The 20,027-nt window shown below is 49.4% G+C and carries 18 protein-coding genes; 14 read left to right on the top strand and 4 right to left on the bottom strand.

What is annotated here, in order from left to right:
• Window positions 1-89 precede the first annotated feature (89 nt).
• Together QRN38_RS00430 and QRN38_RS00425 are read right to left on the bottom strand one after the other, a co-directional pair.
• Complete coding sequence (locus tag QRN38_RS00430; RefSeq protein WP_057417576.1) at window positions 90-1,166, bottom strand: aldo/keto reductase; 1,077 nt, start codon at window positions 1,164-1,166, stop codon at window positions 90-92.
• Between the two features lie 357 nt (window positions 1,167-1,523).
• A complete protein-coding gene (locus QRN38_RS00425) occupies window positions 1,524-2,567 on the bottom strand; it encodes an NAD(P)-dependent alcohol dehydrogenase (protein WP_057417575.1) in 1,044 nt (347 codons plus the stop codon).
• A gap of 969 nt (window positions 2,568-3,536) precedes the next feature.
• Here QRN38_RS00425 and QRN38_RS00420 point away from each other — a divergent pair.
• The gene (locus QRN38_RS00420; RefSeq protein ID WP_144433542.1) at window positions 3,537-4,127 is read left to right on the top strand and encodes a hypothetical protein; all 591 of its coding nucleotides are present in this window, start codon (window positions 3,537-3,539) and stop codon (window positions 4,125-4,127) included.
• Window positions 4,128-4,505: 378 nt separating this feature from the next.
• Window positions 4,506-5,405 (top strand): LysR family transcriptional regulator, encoded by a 900-nt coding sequence (locus QRN38_RS00415; RefSeq protein WP_057417573.1) that lies wholly within the window; start codon window positions 4,506-4,508, stop codon window positions 5,403-5,405.
• A gap of 50 nt (window positions 5,406-5,455) precedes the next feature.
• Here the strand turns inward: QRN38_RS00415 and QRN38_RS00410 are convergent, their stop codons facing one another.
• Complete coding sequence (locus tag QRN38_RS00410; protein WP_057417572.1) at window positions 5,456-6,112, bottom strand: NADPH-dependent F420 reductase; 657 nt, start codon at window positions 6,110-6,112, stop codon at window positions 5,456-5,458.
• An 805-nt stretch (window positions 6,113-6,917) separates the two neighbouring features.
• Between QRN38_RS00410 and QRN38_RS00405 the strand changes: the two genes are divergently transcribed.
• The 8 genes from QRN38_RS00405 to QRN38_RS00370 all read left to right on the top strand — a co-directional run bounded on the left by QRN38_RS00405 (window position 6,918) and on the right by QRN38_RS00370 (window position 14,728).
• Window positions 6,918-7,808 carry a LysR family transcriptional regulator gene (locus tag QRN38_RS00405; RefSeq protein WP_057417570.1) on the top strand — a complete coding sequence of 297 codons (891 nt, stop codon included), beginning with the start codon at window positions 6,918-6,920 and terminating at the stop codon, window positions 7,806-7,808.
• A gap of 220 nt (window positions 7,809-8,028) precedes the next feature.
• Window positions 8,029-8,328 (top strand): hypothetical protein, encoded by a 300-nt coding sequence (locus QRN38_RS00400; protein WP_057417569.1) that lies wholly within the window; start codon window positions 8,029-8,031, stop codon window positions 8,326-8,328.
• Between the two features lie 10 nt (window positions 8,329-8,338).
• Window positions 8,339-8,629, top strand: coding sequence for a LysR family transcriptional regulator (locus tag QRN38_RS00395; protein ID WP_057417568.1), 291 nt, complete (start codon window positions 8,339-8,341; stop codon window positions 8,627-8,629).
• 397 nt (window positions 8,630-9,026) lie between these two features.
• Complete coding sequence (locus tag QRN38_RS00390; RefSeq protein WP_235814496.1) at window positions 9,027-10,229, top strand: MFS transporter; 1,203 nt, start codon at window positions 9,027-9,029, stop codon at window positions 10,227-10,229.
• 386 nt (window positions 10,230-10,615) lie between these two features.
• Window positions 10,616-11,044, top strand: a complete 429-nt coding sequence (locus QRN38_RS00385) for a cytochrome P460 family protein (RefSeq protein WP_057417566.1) — start codon at window positions 10,616-10,618, stop codon at window positions 11,042-11,044.
• A 188-nt stretch (window positions 11,045-11,232) separates the two neighbouring features.
• Window positions 11,233-11,763, top strand: a complete 531-nt coding sequence (locus QRN38_RS00380) for a DUF4405 domain-containing protein (protein WP_057417565.1) — start codon at window positions 11,233-11,235, stop codon at window positions 11,761-11,763.
• A gap of 288 nt (window positions 11,764-12,051) precedes the next feature.
• Window positions 12,052-13,077 carry an alpha/beta hydrolase gene (locus QRN38_RS00375; protein ID WP_057417564.1) on the top strand — a complete coding sequence of 342 codons (1,026 nt, stop codon included), beginning with the start codon at window positions 12,052-12,054 and terminating at the stop codon, window positions 13,075-13,077.
• A gap of 463 nt (window positions 13,078-13,540) precedes the next feature.
• A complete protein-coding gene (locus QRN38_RS00370; RefSeq protein ID WP_235814495.1) occupies window positions 13,541-14,728 on the top strand; it encodes an MFS transporter in 1,188 nt (395 codons plus the stop codon).
• Window positions 14,729-14,813: 85 nt separating this feature from the next.
• On the opposite strand, the gene QRN38_RS00365 is transcribed toward QRN38_RS00370, so the two are convergent.
• Entirely contained in the window at window positions 14,814-15,683 is an 870-nt protein-coding gene (locus QRN38_RS00365; RefSeq protein ID WP_159420713.1) for a LysR family transcriptional regulator, read from the bottom strand.
• A 452-nt stretch (window positions 15,684-16,135) separates the two neighbouring features.
• Here QRN38_RS00365 and QRN38_RS00360 point away from each other — a divergent pair, with 452 nt between their 5' ends.
• Genes QRN38_RS00360 through QRN38_RS00345 form a run of 4 tightly spaced genes read left to right on the top strand, consistent with a single transcriptional unit; the run spans window position 16,136 to window position 19,986 of the window.
• The gene (locus QRN38_RS00360) at window positions 16,136-17,230 is read left to right on the top strand and encodes an extracellular solute-binding protein (RefSeq protein ID WP_057417562.1); all 1,095 of its coding nucleotides are present in this window, start codon (window positions 16,136-16,138) and stop codon (window positions 17,228-17,230) included.
• A complete protein-coding gene (locus QRN38_RS00355) occupies window positions 17,214-18,092 on the top strand; it encodes an ABC transporter permease (RefSeq protein WP_217998280.1) in 879 nt (292 codons plus the stop codon). Before QRN38_RS00360 ends, QRN38_RS00355 begins: the two co-directional genes overlap by 17 nt.
• Window positions 18,092-18,898, top strand: a complete 807-nt coding sequence (locus QRN38_RS00350) for an ABC transporter permease (protein WP_057417561.1) — start codon at window positions 18,092-18,094, stop codon at window positions 18,896-18,898. Before QRN38_RS00355 ends, QRN38_RS00350 begins: the two co-directional genes overlap by 1 nt.
• Entirely contained in the window at window positions 18,895-19,986 is a 1,092-nt protein-coding gene (locus QRN38_RS00345) for an ABC transporter ATP-binding protein (protein WP_057417560.1), read from the top strand. The genes QRN38_RS00350 and QRN38_RS00345 overlap by 4 nt, the downstream gene beginning before the upstream one ends.
• Window positions 19,987-20,027 lie beyond the last annotated feature (41 nt).

The following is a 20,027-nucleotide window of genomic DNA, read 5'->3' as shown; positions in this document are numbered from 1 at the left end:
CCTCTCAGGAATGCCTTTCTCCCGTGCCTGTAAGCCAGCGAGTTTTTGACGTTGACGCGTAAAAAGGCCGCGCTTAGCGCGGCCTTTTGTCAGTGAGGTTTTGTGGATCTAATAGTGTCGAAGTGCTCACGCAGAAACGGCAATTCCGCCGGATCAAGACGATCAACTTGACCGGTTAGTCTCTGCCAATAAGGATGCAGAGGCTGGCGTCGAGTGTTTTTCTCGATGCGAGAAATTTGCTCCGGAGTCAGTTTCAAATTAACTGCGCCGAGATTTTCTTTTAATTGGCTTTCGGTGCGTGCCCCCACAATGAGGGATGTTATACCTGGTCTGTCCTTTAGCCAAGCTAGGCACACTTGGGCGGCGCTAGTTCCGTTTTCTTCCCCAACCTGTGAAAGAATTTCAATAATATCAAGAGCTCTCTCGAAGTCTGCAACGTAAGGTTCAGGCCAGTCGCTGCCTTGCCGAGTTCCTATGGGGGGTTTCTGACCGCGTCGAGTTGAGCCAGTGAGCAAGCCTTCTCCCATCGGGCCCCACACTAGTGTCCCGATTGACTGATCTAATGACATCGGCAGGATCTCATATTCAGCTTCTCTGGCCTCTGGCGTGTAATAGATCTGCTGGCATATTGGTTTCATCAGGCCATGAATTTCTGCACTACCTAAAGTCTTCATCATTTGCCAAGCAGTAAAATTACTTGTCCCAAAGTAGCGTATTTTCCCCGAACGGATCAGATGAGTCATCGCTTCTAACGTTTCTTCGATTGGAGTTACGCCGTCCCAGTTGTGCAGTTGGTACAAATCAAGATGATCGGTGCCGAGGCGGCGTAGGCTGTTTTCACAAGAGCGGATTAAGTGGTATCTAGATGCACCAGAGTCATTCGGGCCCGATCCCATCGGCATGCGTGCCTTAGAGGCGAGGATCACGTCGTTACGTTTTTGTCCTAAGGCCCTACCCACGATTTCCTCCGATAAGCCCTTGGAATAGACATCAGCAGTGTCGATGAGGTTGACGCCGGCATCTATCGCGAGATCGAACATTCTCTGAGCTAGCTTCTCATCAACATTTCCGCAGTTCTCAAAACCATTACTTCCTCCGAAAGTGAGCGTGCCAAACGCTAGCTCAGATACGAATATTCCAGAGTTGCCTAATTTTCTGTAGTGCATATCCATCTCCATCGAATGTGTGTAATTGATGAGAGGAAGCGATGCGAGGGATGTTCGATGCGATAATCGATAACAGGCATGAACTAAGTAGATAGTTATGTGGAGTGGATTGTTCGGATGACGAAGGAGGCGTAAGTGTAGATGGAGACGTTGGGCCGGGACGAAGGAAGGAGCTGATCCTTAATGAACCACAGTACCCGGTAATTAAGAGGAGGGTAGGCGAATGCGGATGGGGCGTCTTTCGGTAACTGGAGAATCTCGTCAACCTTAATCGAGAGTACAGAACCCGAAATCCGCCCCGGAACGGATTTCATTTCAAATGGGAGCTATGTTAGCAACGGTGTATGCCGCGTAGCCTCACAACGTTGAGTTGTCTATAACGAAACGATAATGGACATCGCTTTTAAGCATTCTTTCAAATGCTTCATTAATCCCGTCGGCGCGAATTAGTTCAATATCCGCAACGATATTTTGCGCCGCGCAAAAGTCTAACATTTCCTGGGTTTCAGGGATTCCACCGATCATTGACCCAGCTACCGTACGCCTCTTGAATACCAGGTTAAATACCGAAGGTGATGGGTGAGATTCGGAGGGCACACCGACCAAGGTCATCACACCGTCTCTCTTCAAGAGCGTAGTGAACGCGTCCAGGTTGTGGGGGGCTGCGACGGTGTTGATAATAAGGTCAAAGCTCTTTAGATGACTGGCCATCTCATCCGAGTTTTTTGATACGACCACATCATCGGCCCCTAACAGTTTAGCTGCCTCTCGTTTCGAATCCGAGGTTGTAAAAGCCACAACATGAGCGCCCATCGCATGAGCTAATTTTATGCCCATGTGCCCTAGGCCACCAATGCCTACAATACCCACTTTCTTGCCAGGGCCCGCGTTCCAATGACGCAGGGGGGAATAGGTTGTGATCCCCGCGCAGAGCAACGGAGCGACGGCGGCGAGCTGCGATTCAGGGTGGCGGATTTTAAGAACATATCGTTCATTAACTACAATCCGCTCTGAGTAGCCGCCTAGAGTATGCCCGGGCGCATCAGGGGTCGGAAAGTTATAGGTGCCAGTCATGCCATCGCAATAGTTTTCCAGGCCGTCATTACAGTCATCGCAGACTTTGCAACTGTTTACTAAGCAGCCGATACCGACTAGATCACCCAATTGGAAGTTCGAGACGTGTGCGCCTACTGCGGAAACGCGGCCTACAATTTCATGCCCTGGAACGCACGGAAACAAAGTACCCGCCCACTCTGCTCTTGCTTGGTGTAGGTCGGAGTGGCATACGCCACAGTAAGCAATCTCAATTTGCACGTCGTGCTCGCCTGGTTTTCGGCGTTCAATATTCATTGGTTCCAGCGCCTTGTCCCCTGCAATTGCACCAAATGCTTTAACTGACATTCATTTCCCCTATACAAAACATAAAGTTTGAAAATTGACTATACACATTTTTGGGGGGCGTATAGCCACCTCCCGAGAAATGCTCCTATTAGTGAAATCGATAAATATTGGCTTAAATTACAGTGATTGGTATACACAGATGTTTTACGATTTATCGGTCTGCCTCATGGGAGCAAGCAGCAGGGCAGTATGTGTTGGGTGTGCATGTCTCGTATTATGGCGCCCATAAAACACGGGAAGTCTCACGTGGGTGGTATTGCCCGGATCCACTCCGGCCAAGCCCCCTGAATGGCCTTCGGTTTTCCACAACAGCACAACTTTCGGAAATGATATATGAAGCACGTAGTCTGCATGAATACCCTGTTTTCAGAATCATGAACGTGCCTGAAGATAGCGTTAATCTAGTTCAGTCGATATGTTTTACTACTGGACTGGCGGACTAAGCGCGCCCCCTGTTGCTATTAAAAAAGCTAGCGCGATTGCGGCGATCATGGGTCACCGTTTGAGAGTGATTCGAATCGTGGCGCCGACTTGAAGCCTGACGGAGTTTAGCAATTGGATCAGTCCGCGTATTCGAAACTGTTGTTGTGGTGTGCGCTCCTCTGCGCCGGCGCTTCTATAATTTTTGCGTTTTACGAACGCCAGTCTACGAAACTTGAGCAATGGCCCGAGCAAGTCAGGCCTTTTTCAGGAATTCCTCAAGACCTTCCTGGTGACGTGAGTGCGGGAGAATACCTAGCACGCGCTGCTGACTGCGTAGCCTGTCATACGGCGCCTGGAGGCAAATTTTTGTCGGGCGGTAGGGCATTTCGGCTACCTTTCGGCGAGGTGTACTCTACGAATATCACGTCCGACAGGGATGTCGGGATTGGGGGGTGGACTGACGATCAATTTGTCGACGCGGTTCGTCGGGGTATCGGATCTCGTGGGCATCTTTTTCCCGTCATGCCTTACACGTCTTATACTGGAATGAGCAAGCAAGACGTTCTGGAGATCAAAAAATACTTGATGACTGTTGAGCCGGTAGGCGCTGAGACCCCACCTAACAATCTGGCGTTTCCGTTCGACCAGCGTTGGGGTGTGCGTTTATGGAGCATGGCTTTCTTTCAGGATCGGCGATTCGAAGGGGTGCAAGGACAGAGTTACGACTGGAACAGAGGTGCCTACCTAGCGCGTGCATTGGGGCGCTGCGGCGAGTGCCGTGCAACTCGGAACGCTGGTTTCGCTATGAGCTCTCAGGCGTATTTTTCAGGTGTTCCGATTGAAGCTCGGGGCACATATAACACTGCTCAAAAAAACCTGCATGGCGTTGGTGCGTGGACGTCTGCGCAAATAGCCAATCATCTGTCGACCGGTTATGAGGCCAATCATAGCTTCGCTACCGGGCGTATTCCAGATGTGGTCGAACAAAGCTTCCAGTACTTGACGCCTCGTGATATGAAGGCTCTGGTGATGTATTTAAAAGCGTCCTTACCAGTGAATAGCGGCACCTCGGGCCTGGTTGAGTTGCAGTCCTCCGCGCTGGACGCCCCAAATGCATTGATGCCCCCCAGGAAATGAGCATGGCTTTTGATGCTACCCTCTTTCCATACGACTGGTCGGGTGTATGGAGAAGGCCGCTGTTCTGAGGTTGCGAGTCCGTTCCGAGACTCTGAGTTGATCATACTGCCGGCGTTGCTTTGTTTCAGGTTATTGGTCAAAGCTTCATAGCCGTCTACTCAATTCATGACGTCGCATCGGTTTGGAATCTTGCGGCATAAGCTTCGCGGTCACTGGAAAACAGTTCTTAAAAGCACTTGGCCACATCGCGGATGTAGGCTTGGCTTGGCTGGCATGTAGCTTGCGTGTCAGGTGTCGGCGCTCGTCGCCAGTTTAGGTTCAGGTCTACCTCATGCGCGACGCCGATACTCGAAGGTAATGATGACGATGAAAGGTAATATGACGAGAGACTCGTTCGGTGGGCTGGTGGCATTTATGGCAGTTGCTCGCGAGAAAAACTTTACGCGGGCTGCAGCACAGCTGGGGGTGTCTCAGTCAGCCGTGAGCCATGCCGTTCGTGGGCTGGAAAAAACCTTGGGTGTTCGACTGCTAGCGCGAAATTCCAGATCTGTATATCCAACTGAGTTGGGGGAGCAGCTCCTGAGCGTCGTCGGCCCACAGCTAGGAGAAATTGACAGGGAGCTGGATGCAGTCTCCGAATTGAGAGACGCCCCTTCCGGGACTATTCGTATCACCGCATCAGACCACCCGATCCGAACTTTGCTCGCTCCGAAGCTCAAGGGTTTTGTTCAGAAATACCCTGATATTAAAGTTGAGCTCTTCGCTGATAATGGTTTGGTAGACATCGCGGATAAGCAATTCGATGCGGGAGTACGTTTAGGCGAAATGGTAGCGCAGGATATGATAGCAGTGCGTATCAGTCCGGATATAAGATTCGCTGTGGTGGGCACACCACGGTATTTCAAAAGTCGAGAAGTGCCTCTTAACCCTGCTGACCTAATGAACCATAATTGTATAAACTTAAGGCTTGCCACCCACGGGGGGTTGTGGGCTTGGGAGTTTGAGAAGGAAGGGCAGCAGGTGAACGTCCGAGTTGACGGGCAACTTATATTTAACAGTATTTACGACTGTCTTGACGCTGCCGTGTCTGGAAATGGTCTGGCGTTCGTACCGAGTGATATCGCTGCACCTTATTTATCGTCGAAACAACTCGTATCGGTCATGGAGGACTGGTGTGCCTTATGGCCCGGGCACCACCTGTATTACCCTAGTCGTCGACAGCCATCTGGTGCTATGAGCCTGCTTATCGGGGCCCTCAGATACGACCCCTCGCTGTAAACCCATGCCAGACCAGCCCGCTCGATTGGACGACAGCGAGGGAGTGCGCTTCAGCCCTGGAGCCTAGGAAATCTTCCGAAGTGATATGCCCACTCGGGCCCTTGGTCGGTATCGTAAGCTAGGACGCCAGATAGCATTCCAAAAGGCTCGATATACCTGGCGACTTTCAATTGACCTGCATCAATAGGGTCAAAACCCAATTGGTTGATCAAGCTCGCGACTGTGGTTTTGCTGGTGGTGTCGTTCCCGCAGAAAACGAGGCTAGGTCTTTGGTAATCTTGGTTCCTTACCCTGAATACCTGCATTAACACCTCACTAGGAACGGTCTGGAATGCTGCGACGATCCGAGATTGTTTGAGCTTTTCAGCTAGTACCTCGGCCCCCGAGCTTGTAAGACCAATAATGAGATCAGTATCTTCGATATTGAGTGGGTTACAGCAGCTGAGCACGACCTTATCATCTAGGCTACCTGCAGCCGTCAGCACATCGTCAATTTGATGCCAGTGGACTGCCAATAACACTATATCGGCCTCTGCTGCCGCTTGAGCTGGTGATCCGTACCCACATTGCGGCCCGCCCTGTTTGGCGAGTTGTGCGAGTTTGCCCTCTGTCATGGAGTAGCTAAAGGTAACCTCGTGGCCTGCGTGTGCAAGCATCAATCCAAGGTTGCTGCCCATTCTGCCGGATCCTAAAACGCCTATTTTCAATGATGTTGTCCTTTGTCGACATGTTAAACTTCGAAAGGGGGGATACTGCTTGCGATAAAGCAAAGTCATCAAATTTTAGATTGGGTTAAACTCAAGCCGCAGCCTGACGCGCCAGGGGTAATGCTAAGGATCGGTTCGCCCATTGTCTAAATAGCTCATTGAGGCCTCGGAGTTCGTCTAGCTTCTAATGTCGGACACTTCCGTGATCATCATATTACGAAGATAGATTGCAAGAGCTCCAGCACCAATGTCAGCATTCCAGATCCTGGGCGAGAACGCCTTGCATGACACGTTCGTCGATTTCGAACTGGTCTGCTATAGAGTCCCGCTCTGGCACTCCGGGGTCTTTGGCCACAACCACACGCCGCCATAGCTCGCCAGATCGCCTGCCACGCCTCCCCGGACACAGCCAACGACTCTCCATACTGTCGGGGGAGATGTGCAGAAAAAACCTCAACCGCCGCGGCATGCCTTATTTCATGTTGTACCAGCTGAGGAGCCTTTACGGACTATAAGACCAGCATAACCCAAGCATTCCTCTTCACCTGTAGGCAGGTAGCCAAGTCAAAGTATTGCCCGTAAGTAACTGAAAAACATGCCGAACCGTCTGCGTGCAGTATCGATCATAGACAAAGGTTCTCTGACCAGGAACCAGTGAGGAAGGCTTCAAGAAGAATGCAGCCATGAGCTAGACAGCTAAGTCTGCAGTGCGAGGTACGTGTGTTCCCTTGCTCAGGCGAAAGAAAAGAAGAACCCGTCAGATATTTTGGTAAAGTCTCTCCACAGCCATGCAGAGATTGAATAAATGCCACGTGAGCATTATAGCGACCTGATCGCCCTGGTTGCGGTAGCGGAGGCTCGTAGCTTCACTGCTGCCGCTGCGAAGCTTGGTATCTCACAGTCGACACTTAGCCATACGATCAGACAGCTGGAGTCACGACTTGGGGTCAGGCTCCTTACACGCACTACCCGCAATGTATCCGTCACGGAGTCAGGGGAAAAGCTGCTCAAGGTTGCCGCCCCTCGATTGAGGGATATCGAAAACCAGCTTAGAGCGATAGCTGACTCCGGAAGCCTGCCCTCTGGAACGGTTAGAATTGTCTGCTCTGAATATGCGGCTAATACGGTTGTGTGGCCAACCCTGGCCAAGCTGCTACCTGAGCATCCTAGGATCAAGGTGGAGGTGGTTGTAGAGCAGGTGGCTCGCGACCTAGCTCAGGGACGTTTCGACCTTGGCGTCAGATTAGGAGATGAACTGGATAAGGACACTGCTGGTGTTAGAATTGGGCCAGACCTGAAATTTGTGATAGTCGGAGCTCCTGCTTATTTCTCGGCAAAAGCGGTTCCTTTAGAGCCGGAGGATCTGCTTGAGCATGATTGCATCACGCTGATGTCCGGAGGACAGAATCTTTTTCCTTGGGCACTGAAAAAAGGTATGCGTGCAACGGTAGCGAAGGTTGATGGGCGGCTGTCATTCAGTGGCGTATATCAAGTGCTAAACGCTGCTCTTGAGGGTTTCGGTCTGGCTTATATACCTGAAGCTCTAGCGCAACCGCACATTGTTAGTGGGGATTTGATAGCAGTTCTGCCCGAGTGGTGGCAGAGTTTTCCAGGGTTTCATCTCTACTATACCAAGCAACCAGATATGTCTCGCGCGGTGAAGACTGTTCTAGCAACATTCAGTAACAGTCAGTAATGTTACACAGCGTTACAAACTTGGCGTTGCGTTGAGTGATGATCCTATGGGTTGTTTAGGTAAAAACTGGGCGTCGCGGTTGGAGTAATCAATTCCGTAAGGACTCATGCAAACGCTGCATGGTAGCTTGCAGAGCTCCAGTCGCTTAAAAGGTTGCGTTACTTCCAAACTCCGTCAGAATTCCCTACAGGCAATTATGCCCTGAGCGTAGGAGGGAATTATGATGATCGAAGCTGTGTGCACTTTAGAAATAGGAATAAGTTGCGGTCGTGAAGCGCTGTTAGCAGCGCGTTTAACACCACTTCTAGACAGGCTTGCCTTGATTGAGAAATGCGTGGGATATACGGTAAGTCCTGTTTCGGCCGATAGCGGTAAACTTGTGGTGAGCGGTTTTTGGGAGTGTAAATCCGCGATGGATGAGCATTTTAACTCGTCGGATATGTCTGATTTGATTGCTGTGCTGACAGAAATGGGCACCAATGTGATCTTTGGAAATTTCTCTTTAAGGGCTGCCGCCTAAGGAAAGTTATATGGATGCTCTTGATTCTGAGATGATCGGTTTTGATCTAAACCTTCTTATAACGATGGCGGTAGTGTACAGGGAAAAGAGCGTGAGTCAGGCTGCAGGCCATCTACGCGTCAGTCAGCCCGCGGTAAGCAATGCGCTGAAGAAGCTCCGGGATTTGTTCAATGATGAATTGTTTACTCGTTCGAACGGTCAGTTTTTGATTACGGCAAAAGGGGAGCAGTTCATGAGTCAAGTCGAACCAGCAATAATCTCAATACAAACAGCTCTTAGAGAAAGTCTTAAAGGGCGATGAGGGGTAGAAGCCCATTCTCGTGGCTTGATGACCATGTAGCAAAATGGGAGATGATTCCCTTCGTCGTGCTCGTGAGCAGGCTTCGCAACGACCTATCGAAATCATTCATGGCTGCCAGCAGACAGGCAAGATGTTAGCTTTTAACTTAAACCTGTAAGCTCAACGCAGCATTTGCATGAGTGTATTAGTTTCCAGGATATCAATGTTAGCGTTCCGCACCTTTTTACTTGCCTAAGTTTTCAGCGCTACGGTTTAGATGCGGTTCATGTAAAGAGCTTATGCCTAACTGGCTAGTTTCACTTTCTTTGAGATGGAAGTTTAGTAAAATTTTAGTTGGCTCAACGTTAAGTTGAACCAGAAATCTTGATCATTATAAATGGTTTAGGGGAACCGAATAGTGAGAAGAGAATTTCGCGATAAGAATTTTCAGGTTTGGGGTTCCGTTTTAGCAATTTCACTTTGCTCATTCGCTCTTGTTGCCTCAGAGTTTATGCCAGTAAGTCTGCTGACACCTGTGGCAGAGGATCTTTCGCTGACGGCGGGGCAGGCCGGTCAGGCGATATCGATTTCAGGAATCCTGGCGGTTCTGACGAGTCTTTTCATATCACCAGCCACTCAGAAGTTTGATAGAAAGCATGTACTTCTGGCCCTTTCAGTTTTGATGATCGCCTCGGGCATCATGGTGAGTGTCGCTCCGAATTTTTCAGTCTTCATGGTTGGGCGGGCTTTATTGGGAATTTCGATAGGAGGGTGCTGGTCAATGTCCACCTCCGTGGTTATGAGGATCGCCCCAGAATCCTTTGTGCCAAGGGCGATAGCCGTTATCCAGGGAGGATCCGCATTGGCAACGGCTGTAGCAGCCCCGCTTGGAAGTCTGTTGGGGAGCTACATCGGCTGGCGCTGGGCATTTTTTTGTGTGGTTCCGCTGGCGGCAATCGCCTTGTGCTGGCAGGCAGTCTCCCTGCCGAGCATGCCAAAAGAATCTAAAAGGACTTCGCCGGTTGCAGTATTCCGATTGCTAGGAAACTGGAACCTTATGTTAGGCATGGGCGGGGTCGCTTTCCTTTTCATGGGCCAATTTTCATTATTTACTTACCTCCGTCCATTTCTTGAATCAGTCACAAAAGCCAATATAAGCCAAATTTCATTACTGCTGCTTGCATTAGGCATATCAGGCCTGATCGGGACGGTCTTGGTGGGTTCAGTTATCAAACGTAATTTGGGCGGGGTGCTCATAGCTATACCGTTGCTGATGTCCTTGATAGTTGAAGGGCTGTTGCTATACGGCGAGGGAATTGCCGCTACCGCTATGTTGCTTGGGGCTTGGGGTCTCGTTGCAACGTCAGCCCCTGTAGGCTGGTTTACCTGGCTCTCTAAAACCTTGCCAGCAGATGCGGAAGCAGGTGGTGGACTGATGGTAGCAGTCATTCAAATGGCTATCACAATCGGTGCAACCGTAGGGGGAGCACTTTACGATCTTCATGGATATCAAGCGACATTCACGGCAAGCGCGCTGATGCTAATTTTAGCTGCTGTGCTCGCAGCAGTCGTCTCACGGTTTACACGAGCCGCGAATCAGCTGGAGTTAAATAGCAGCTGATGGAAACTCAAGAACGCAGTTGAAAATACGCCGGCCTAAAAGCTTCATCCCTTGGGCGTTCTGCCCACGCCATGCAACCCCGCATGGCTTTTTTTTAAATACTTCTAGTTTTAACTTTTGGTAAGGACGCCGTAACACCTCGCAACAAAAAATTATCAACTTAAAGATTGATCACGTAGCAGCTAGGAACGACCTAAATCGTAGCGCTGCGATAGATATGACAGGTAAATACTAAGTCAGATGATTGTTCTATCTACATGCGCCTTTGGAAAATGTCCAGTTATCGAATTAGCACATGGCTGTTAGTGCTGATCATAGGTGATGAAGCGTTGGTAGGTTGGTAATGTGCGAACTTCGAATAGGGCCTGTACCAGGGGGAGCAACACTTGACGATCAAGCTCAGTTTTTTGGCAAGCATATTGTGCGGGGCACTGTGCTTCACCGTTTATGCAGCTCAGCCGGGAGTTACGTTTCCCGCTATCGATCAACTGCAACAGTATACCACTGTTACTCGTGGGAGTACTGTGGAGCATATGTTGATCACGCCAGATGCTTTGAAGAATATCAAGGATGGGAGCGCTGTTCCTGTTGGTACGCACTTGGTGCTGGTCGATTATCAAAGCGGAAAGCTTAGTCGTTACCTCGTGTCTGAGAAAACCGGGGAGGGCGAGCTAGATTGGTCGTACCAGGCTTTCGGCGCCGACCAAAAAGTTAACAAAGATGAAAATCCTCAGCAATGTTACTCGTGCCACGAGTCTCAGCAGCGGAAACAATTCATGTTTACCTTTTCCGACGCTATAGGGTTTAAGAGATAATGCCAGCGAGTCGTTTATCCCGCCGAATTGGCTTCAGAGCTGCTCGAGCAGCGGAAGTGCTCTTCTTATTTTCGTTTCTGCTTTGGAGTTATAGCTATTGGTGGTATGGGAATAACAGCCACGAGCTTGTGGGTCTAGCATTTTTTATACTGGTAGGAAGGCATATATTTGTACGATTCAGACTGGTAATGAATTATTTTTTGAGAGCGCTCAGACAGCGTGCGAACATCGGAAGCGCGTTAGCACATTTATGCCTGGTAACTTCGATAATCGTCCTGTTTGTCAGTAGTTTGCTGGTATCAAAGCTGCTCGGTTCGGTACTACCTCGCCTTGGTGGTATAACCGCTCGCCAGGTTCATTGGTTCGCCGCATATTGGCTAGCCGTCTTTGTTGGGGTGCACATAGGGTTGCATTGGAATCGGTTTTGTGGATTATCCAATCGAAAATTACACGGCTGGGATGCGCGAAAGCTTCAGTCTGGCTTTGGTGTGGCGATGGGCTTGGCTATCTTCGGTTTTGGGATTTGGAGTGTTGACGTCCTGGGGCTCGTTCAGAGGTTGTCTTCAGGCTACAGCATCAAGTTCTGGAATTTTAGAGAATCAGTTGTTCCTTTCTTTGCACACTGGATTGGGGTGATTGCGTTGGCCGGACTTTGCACTCATTTGATAACAATAATTCTCGCGGACAAAGGGCTAAAGCATAAAACCCCAAAAATTTAGTGTCCTACTATGAACGCAAGACGGCTGTTGTCCACGCTTTACTAAACAGATCCGGCAAAGAAAAAATCATGATTAAGCGAATGGATTCATGGGTGCAATGTTTTTGGACGTATTTATCCATCTCTAAGTGACGTGTAGCCTTCTTATATCGCTGGCTCATAGGCTTGACGCGCGGCTGGAGAGAGCGCCGCGGACGCAATACGTTGAGCATCAGTACGCGACCTGTATGAGTGTAATCGGGCATATGCCGAGAACGAGTCTAGTGTTACTCAATAATGAGGGTTTGCTATGAAAAAGCTATTGCTACTGTTTTCGTTTTTATTCGTTTCATATACTGCAATGGGGCAAGACATGTCGAATGGTGCTGATAACTTCTATAAAAGTGATAAAGTTACGGTGCAAAAGGTCACCTTCAAAAACCAGTACGAAATGAAAGTCGTTGCAAACGTGTTTACTCCGAAAGGTGGCGCGAAAAACACTAAATATCCTGCTATTGTTGTTGGTCACCCGATGGGCGCTGTGAAAGAGCAGAGTGCAAATCTTTATGCACAGAAACTCGCTGAGCAAGGATTTGTAACCATAGCAATTGATTTGTCGTTTTGGGGGGAGAGTGAGGGAGCCCGTAATGCTGTATCCCCAGACATCTATGCTGAAGACTTCAGCGCAGCTGTTGACTATTTAGGAACGCGTGATTACGTCGATCGTGACCGCATCGGTGTACTCGGCATATGCGGTAGCGGGAGTTTCGTGATCAGCGCAGCAAAACTTGATCCACGCATGAAAGCGGTCGCGACGGTAAGTATGTACGACATGGGGTCAGTAAACCGGAACGGCCTGAAGCATTCTCAGACGTTGGATCAGCGTAAGCAGGCACTCGCCGCCGCCGCCGACCAACGTTACGTGGAATTCCAGGGCGGCCCGAAGAAGTATGTAGACGGCATGCTTGAGACCCTGCGCGCTAATGCTAACCCTATTGAAAAAGAGTTCTTTGATTTCTACCGCACCCCGCGTGGTCAGGTTGTACCTAAAGGCAGCTCTCTATACCTCACCACAAACCGCGCGATCACCTCGGAAGTGAAGTTCATGAACTTCTATCCTTTTGACGACATAGAGACCATATCGCCCCGTCCTATGTTGTTCATCGCCGGTGAGATTGCGCACTCCCGTGAGTTCAGCGAAGACGCTTACCAGCGTGCTGGGCAACCGAAAGAGCTTGTGATCATCCCAGGCGCTAATCACGTAGACCTTTATGATCGTGTAAATCTCATCCCGTTTGACAAGCTAACTGCGTTTTTCCAAAAGAATTTAAAATAAGTTACGACCACCCAAGGCTGAGCTATGGTTCAGCCTTTGGTGTCTTTTCCCGATAGTACTGGCCCAAACCTTTCATAGTCCCTCCCTAATCTGCTTCAAAAGTAGTCTCTTCCTTTTCTTTTAAAACCCCAATTTGTAAGTACTGGTTCCCCTGCAACGCAGGATAGGTTGGGCGCATTAGGCGCACTCAGTCTAGCAATGTGCCAATGGTAAATCATATTTAGGTGTGTGAGTCAACGTTGATGGCGGTTTCCAGTATACGCATTGTTCGGCTTAGTTCATGGTTGCAATCGTGATTTCTTATGCGCAGTACCTCATAACTGCCGTTAGGATCGGCCGTTGCTGTACTGGGGAATTATCTAGTTCAGCGCGCGCTGAATTGGGAGATTCAATTTAATTGAACGACGCGTTTGATTGCTGCAAGTGTCCGTAAGTGCAGTGAGCGTGTCAAGCTGAGATGAACATGACGACTTCAACCGTGATGGATCAACCTGAAGAGAAGGCCAAGATAGGAAGCGCCGTAGGCTCGATGGCGCTCTGTGTGGCGATGCTGATCTCCTCAGAGTTTTTGCCAATGAGCCTTCTTACTCCTATTGCTGATGACTTGGGCGTTACACAAGGGATGGCGGGGCAAGCTATTTCCGTGTGCGGACTCTTTGCTCTATTAGCAAGTTTGATCGCGGCTCCAATCGCGTCTTACTTCAATCGCAAGCGGGTTCTGCTAACCCTTACCGCATTACTACTTGTTTCCCTGCTCATCACCGTTGTAGCTCCGGACTTCCTGACCTTAATGCTGGCACGGGCAATATTGGGATTAGCTATTGGGGCTTTTTGGACTCTGTCGACTGCAACGGTCATGCAGTTGGTGCCGGTAGCCAAGGTTCCCATTGCGCTGAGCATGATCTTCATGGGGAATGCCATGGCAACGGCTTTTTCAGGGCCTATTGGAGCCTATGTGGGAGAGGCCGTGGGTTGGCGTACCGTGTTCGGTGGCCTAATTCCGATCGTCCTTTGCGTATTCATTTGGCAGGCCGTCAGCTTGCCCAACATGAAGCCTGGGAAAAAGATACGGTTTGTTGAGCTGTTCTTACTAATCAAACGACGGTATGTCGTTTTTGGAATGCTGGGTGTGATGCTAAGTTTTTCAGGTGCCCTGAGCGCCTTTACCTACTTTCGACCATTCTTGGAGACGGAGACGAAGGTTGATTCGCACTCCCTATCTCTTCTGTTGCTTGGCTTGGGCTTGGCTGGTTTTGTTGGTACGAGGTTCGCAGGCGTAATGCTTCAACGTGGACGTCTGTATCCGATGCTGCGATTTTTACCCGGTGTCCTAGCTGTGGTTACGCTGCTGCTCGCTGCTTTTGGTGGAAGCTACTGGATCGCAGCAGCCGCAATGGTTGCATGGGGGGCGCTCTGGTCAGCAATACCTGTGTGCTGGTCTACCTGGCTGGGACGGGAGCTGCAGGATCATCCAGAAAGCGGGGGGGGCTTGATGATAGCCTCAATTCAGCTTTCGATCATGCTCGGAGGCGCGGCCGGTGGCCATTTACTGGACACGGTGAATCCCGCCAGCCCATTATTGGGTGGCTCCGTCCTTTTAATCCTTGCTGCGTTGGTGATCGGTAACGGCAACCGGCTGAAGCGGGTTTAACTGATTAAGCGAATGCATGGCATTTAGCTGATGCTAAGCAGCCTGGGCGTTAAGCCCAGGCATTAACAAGGCCTAGAGACTGTGTTCAGTTTAGCGCGTTGAATAGCCTAACTATCTCTTCCTTTACCTGCTCAATGGTAATGCCGGGAAGTCGTTCGCGCAGGGTTTCAGGCGAATAGATCAGATACGCTTTGCGAGGCAGGACAGGGCAGCCCGGCAGTGCATAAAGCTTGTCCTTGTACGGCCCGCTCTTCAATGACCTTACAGGTACAATCACCGAGCCACCAAATTCGCTAACCAGGCGCATCCCTAGGGAGGAACTCATAGTAGAGACGTGAGGCGTTTCGTCAGCTTCACCCCAGAATAATTCTTCCTGGGCGCGGATACCTTCATCCCAATATATCTCGATATAGTCAGGATCGAAGGTTTCCCTCAGTGATCGTTTTTCAGTGGATGCAATAATCAGTGGGTCATCGAACAAGGGTTCGACAGTGAAGCCGCTGATCGTTCTCGCTTCATACACAACGCAAATGTCCAACCAACCCTGGAACAGTCTGTTGACAAGATATTCGGCGTCACCGTCTTCGCAGTGTATTGCAAGGTCGGGGCGTGCTCGCCTCGACTGACACACCCAATCGAACATGATGTCATCCCACAGCAAGGTGTCGGCGCCAATCGAGATGATTCCGGTAAACCCGGAGGCGAGTGACATTTGCCGTCGGGTCATTTGCCAGGTTCTCACCAGCGCCTCCGCAAAGCGGTGAAATCTCACACCCGCGGCGGTCATCGAAATTCCAGACTTGTTTCTTATCAACACTTGGCGCCTGAGCAGTTCCTCCAGCGCTTTAACACGCATGGTTACCGTTGAGTGAGTGACATGCAGACGATCAGCCGCCTTTGCCATACTTCCCGTCGAAACGATTTCTAAAAATGTTCGCGCCAATTCAATATTCATCTGCTGTATCCGCACCAAAACAGGAAGTTTAAGATATGTGTCGCACCCAAATGATGCATCCAGAATCATACCCAATGTAATTATAGTTATCAGCCAGCATGTATATGTAAAGCGGATTTGGGCCGCAGTGGTCTTAGGACAAGCGCAAAAATTTCGGGAGAAAACCTAAGTCGTTGATTTTCGGGCTTTTCAGCGATTTCGGCTCATACCTGTATTCAATAAAAATGAACTAAAGACGATAAAAAATCAATTGAACAGAACATCACAACATGTCACTGTTGATCATCGCAGCGTCACTATATAAGGGTGAGATGACAAACCTGATTCTTTGACGTTATTGATTTAAAGGTCGCAGAACCACTAGATGCGTGCTTAGGCATTTTTGCTTGAGCCAACTTAAATACCTGCCCCATTACGCACGCCTGGCTTTGTGCTAGGTTGGGAGGCTTGTTGTGCAAAGTATCGAAGAAGACTCTATCGCCATATTGAAAGATAAGCTCGTTAAGAAAGAGATAACCAAGCGTGATTTCTTGAAAGCGTGTTTAGTAGTCAGTGGTGGGGTGGCTATGTCGAGCTTGGGTCTGCCTAGCGCATACGGCAATGAGCAGATGACGGTCGCAAACCAAGGCGGTGATGCCGTGAAAGTTTTCGGGGATGCGTGGACTACACCTTTCGAACGCGGTACAGGTATTAAGGTCAATATCGACGGCTCCGGGACGCTTGTCGGGACAGTCAAAAAGATGGTTGATGACCGCAACGTTCATTGGGATGTTCTCGATGGCGACGGGTTTTTCAGTCCTATGCTAGGAGCCGACTATCTCGAGCCCATCGACTACAATATTGTGAGTCCGAACGGATTTTTCGATTGGAACAAGCAAACCTATGGAGCAGGTAACTACGTATACTCGGTAGTTCTAGCATACGACAAAAGTAAGTTGTCCACTGCGCCCAAAAATTGGGTGGATTTTTTTGATCGCAAAAACTTTCCTGGCAAGCGAGCGTTGTTCAAATGGTTCTTATGTATGCCAGAAGTATGTATGTTAGGAGCCGGGCGTAAACCAGAAGAGATTTATCCAATCGACATGAATCTAGTAACGGAGATGGTTCAGTCATTAGGTGATGACTTGGTTCTCTGGGACTCGGGAGCGTCGAGTCAGCAGCTTTTCCTGGATGGCGAGGTAGTAATGGGGGCAGTCTGGAATACTCGTGCAACATCCGTTGCACGTGATACCAATGACCGAATTGCCTGGACGTGGGAGGATCAGATTGTCACACCCGCAACATGGAACATTCCTAAAGGTGCAAAGAATGTGGCCGCTGCGCAACGATTCATTGCATCTACTCAAGATATACGAAGCCAAATCAAAGTTCTGGAGTTGATGGGGTACGGGCCTGCTAACCCTGCAGCAATCAACCAGTTGAATGAGGCCCAGGCGAGAATCAATCCGACGTCTCACTTAGACAAAGGTATCATTCGCAACGACCTGTGGTACGCACAGCACATGAACAGTGAATTGGGAACTTGGTTAGATGCAATTTCTGGTTGAAGATAGTTTGAAGGCGCCCGCAGGTATTCGCATGAGAAAAAACAGATTGGATTCGGTCTGGTTCTTGGTGTTGCCAATATTAATTCTTGTGGGGTTTCTTTATATTGTTCCGCTGCTTAACGTGTTACTGATCAGCTTCTCAGATCCTTCTCCAGGCGTTGGAAATTTTCATCGCCTGTTTACGGCAAGAGGGCCTTTGAAGGTTTTGATCACGACCCTAAGAGTATGCTTGATTACCAGCGCTATTACTGTGGGGCTAGCGTATGTTGTCGCTTATGCCCTAGCCAGGGCATCCAGTATGCATCGGCAGTTACTAATGATAGGCGTGCTGGTACCGCTTTGGATTTCGGTACTCATCCGCGCCATGTCTTGGCTGGTTTTGCTTCGAGACAATGGGCCTGTCAATAATTGGCTGATCGAGCATGGATGGATAGATCAACCCCTCCAGATGGTTCGCAATGAGCTGGGGGTAGTAATCGGAATGGTGCACTACCTATTGCCGTACGCGGTACTCCCTTTGTTTGCGACGATGAGAGATATCGATGACAAGTTGTTGTTCGCTTCTCGAAGCCTTGGCGCTCGCTCAACTCAAACTTTTTTTAGGGTTTACTTGCCCTTAACGGTTCCCGGTGTGTTCGCTGCCACAGTTGTAGTATTCGTATTCGGGCTGGGATTTTACGTAACGCCAGCGATTTTAGGCGGCGGACGTGTAGTGATGATGGCTGAGTCAATTAACGTCGAGGTGATGCAGACTTTGCGTTGGGGCTTTGGCGCGGCGCAAGCGGTGTTTCTGCTTGTAGTTACGATGATACTGATTAGGGTTATGGCCAAAACTGTAGGATTAAAAAGAGGGTTCGGTTGATGTCTCTCGATAAAACGCCAAAGCTTATGTTTGTCAATTCCTTCGCTTGGATTATTGTTGCATTTCTTCTAGCCCCGCTATTTGTGGTAATCCCGTTTTCGTTCACATCTGAGCGTTATCTTTCGATGCCCAACGGACAGTGGTCGTTGCGACATTATGAAGCTGTATTTAATGATCCAGCTTGGCTTCATGCTATCGGTCAGAGCACGTTGATTGGCTTATGTGCGATGATTATCGCAACCGTGGTAGGTGCGTCAGCAGCAATTGCATCGTGGCAGCTCAAGGCTATGCCTGGAAAAATCATTAGCATCCTGGCACTTATGCCCTTGGTCGTTCCATCAGTCGTAACTGCTATGGCGCTGTCGCGGTCATGGGTCACGCTTAACCTATTTGATACCTTTCTGGGAGTGATTTTAGCGCATTCGATCATCGGCATGCCATTTGTCTTTCTGACCGTGAATGCAGCATTAAGTAACTTAGACGAACGAATCGTACAGGCGGCTCGAAGTCTTGGCGCCAGCTCTATAAAAGCGTTAATCCATGTGGTTGTTCCTAATCTCAAAGTTTCATTATTTTCAGGCGCAGCATTTGCGTTTTTTACCTCATGGGATGAGGTGGTTGTTACGCTGTTCGTATCGTCATCGAATGTCTATACACTTCCAAGAAAGATATTCACGGATATTCGGGAGAATATCGACCCAGCGGTGACCGCTATCGCGTCTATGATGATACTCGTAACAATAGTTTTTGCGTTTTATACACTTATTAAGTCGCGAGCGAAAACGAGTTCTGAGGTGGTTCTATGACATCTGCTAATTTGGCTAATCCAAAATCTGATATTCAAATTTATGGAGTCACAAAAAGCTATGCCGACTTCCTAGCTTTGGACGATGTGTCTCTCACAGTCAACGAAGGTGAGTTTATGACCTTGCTGGGCCCTTCCGGGTCAGGTAAAAGTACGCTGCTGATGGCAATAGCAGGTTTTGTAGACCCTTCTCACGGCGATATCCTGATGGGAGGCCGGTCAATCGTTCGACTAGCCCCTGAAGACCGAAATTTCGGTGTTGTTTTGCAAGGCTATGCTCTTTTCCCCCACATGACTGTTGCGCAGAATATCGCTTATCCGCTGAAAATCCGGGGTTTGGGTAAAACTGATATCGAGGCGAAAGTTAGAGGCTTGCTTGACCAGGTGCAACTTACACACCTGAGTACAAGGATGCCTAAAGAGCTCTCCGGGGGCCAGCAGCAACGCGTCGCGCTTGCCAGAGCTCTTGTGTTCTCTCCAAGGGTCTTACTACTGGATGAACCAATGGGGGCTTTGGACAAGAAGCTGCGCCACGATCTCCAGTTGGAATTGCGACAGCTCCATCGCAGGCTGGGTTGCACATTCATCAATGTGACGCATGATCAGGAGGAGGCGATGGCTATGTCAGACCGTGTCGCTATCATGCGCGCGGGAAAGATAGTCCAGGTTGACAATCCGGCAACATTATACCGACGGCCCAAAACCCAGTTCGTCGCTGATTTCTTGGGCAAAAGTAACTTTTTGTCAGGCAAGGTTGTAGGTCAGTCTGAAGGTTTGGTTAAGCTCGAGTGCAAGGGCTTGGGAATAATTCTACATCATTCCGAGGTCGCTCTCACAATCGGGTCAGAGGTGCTACTTGCTCTACGCCCTCAGCGGATCAAAATTGGCGCTGATGTTAATACTCTGAATGTTCAGGTCGTTAATTCTATTTTTCTTGGCTCACACACCGAAATATCTGTTCGGTCTCCTTCTGGACAAGCGCTAGACGTTACGCTCGATAGCTCTGAGAGTAACTCGGACTGGACAGCTAACGAATCGATCAGCATCTGTTGGTCGCCCGGTGATACTGTCTTGGTGTCGAAGACTTGATCAGTCCTTAGTGTATGTGACCGTTTGCAGAGTAATGTTCT

Origin of the sequence: Pseudomonas sp. CFBP2511 (genome assembly GCF_030209255.1) — a bacterium.
Classification (GTDB): domain Bacteria; phylum Pseudomonadota; class Gammaproteobacteria; order Pseudomonadales; family Pseudomonadaceae; genus Aquipseudomonas; species Aquipseudomonas avellanae.
This window is presented reverse-complemented; position numbering and strand designations above follow the sequence as displayed.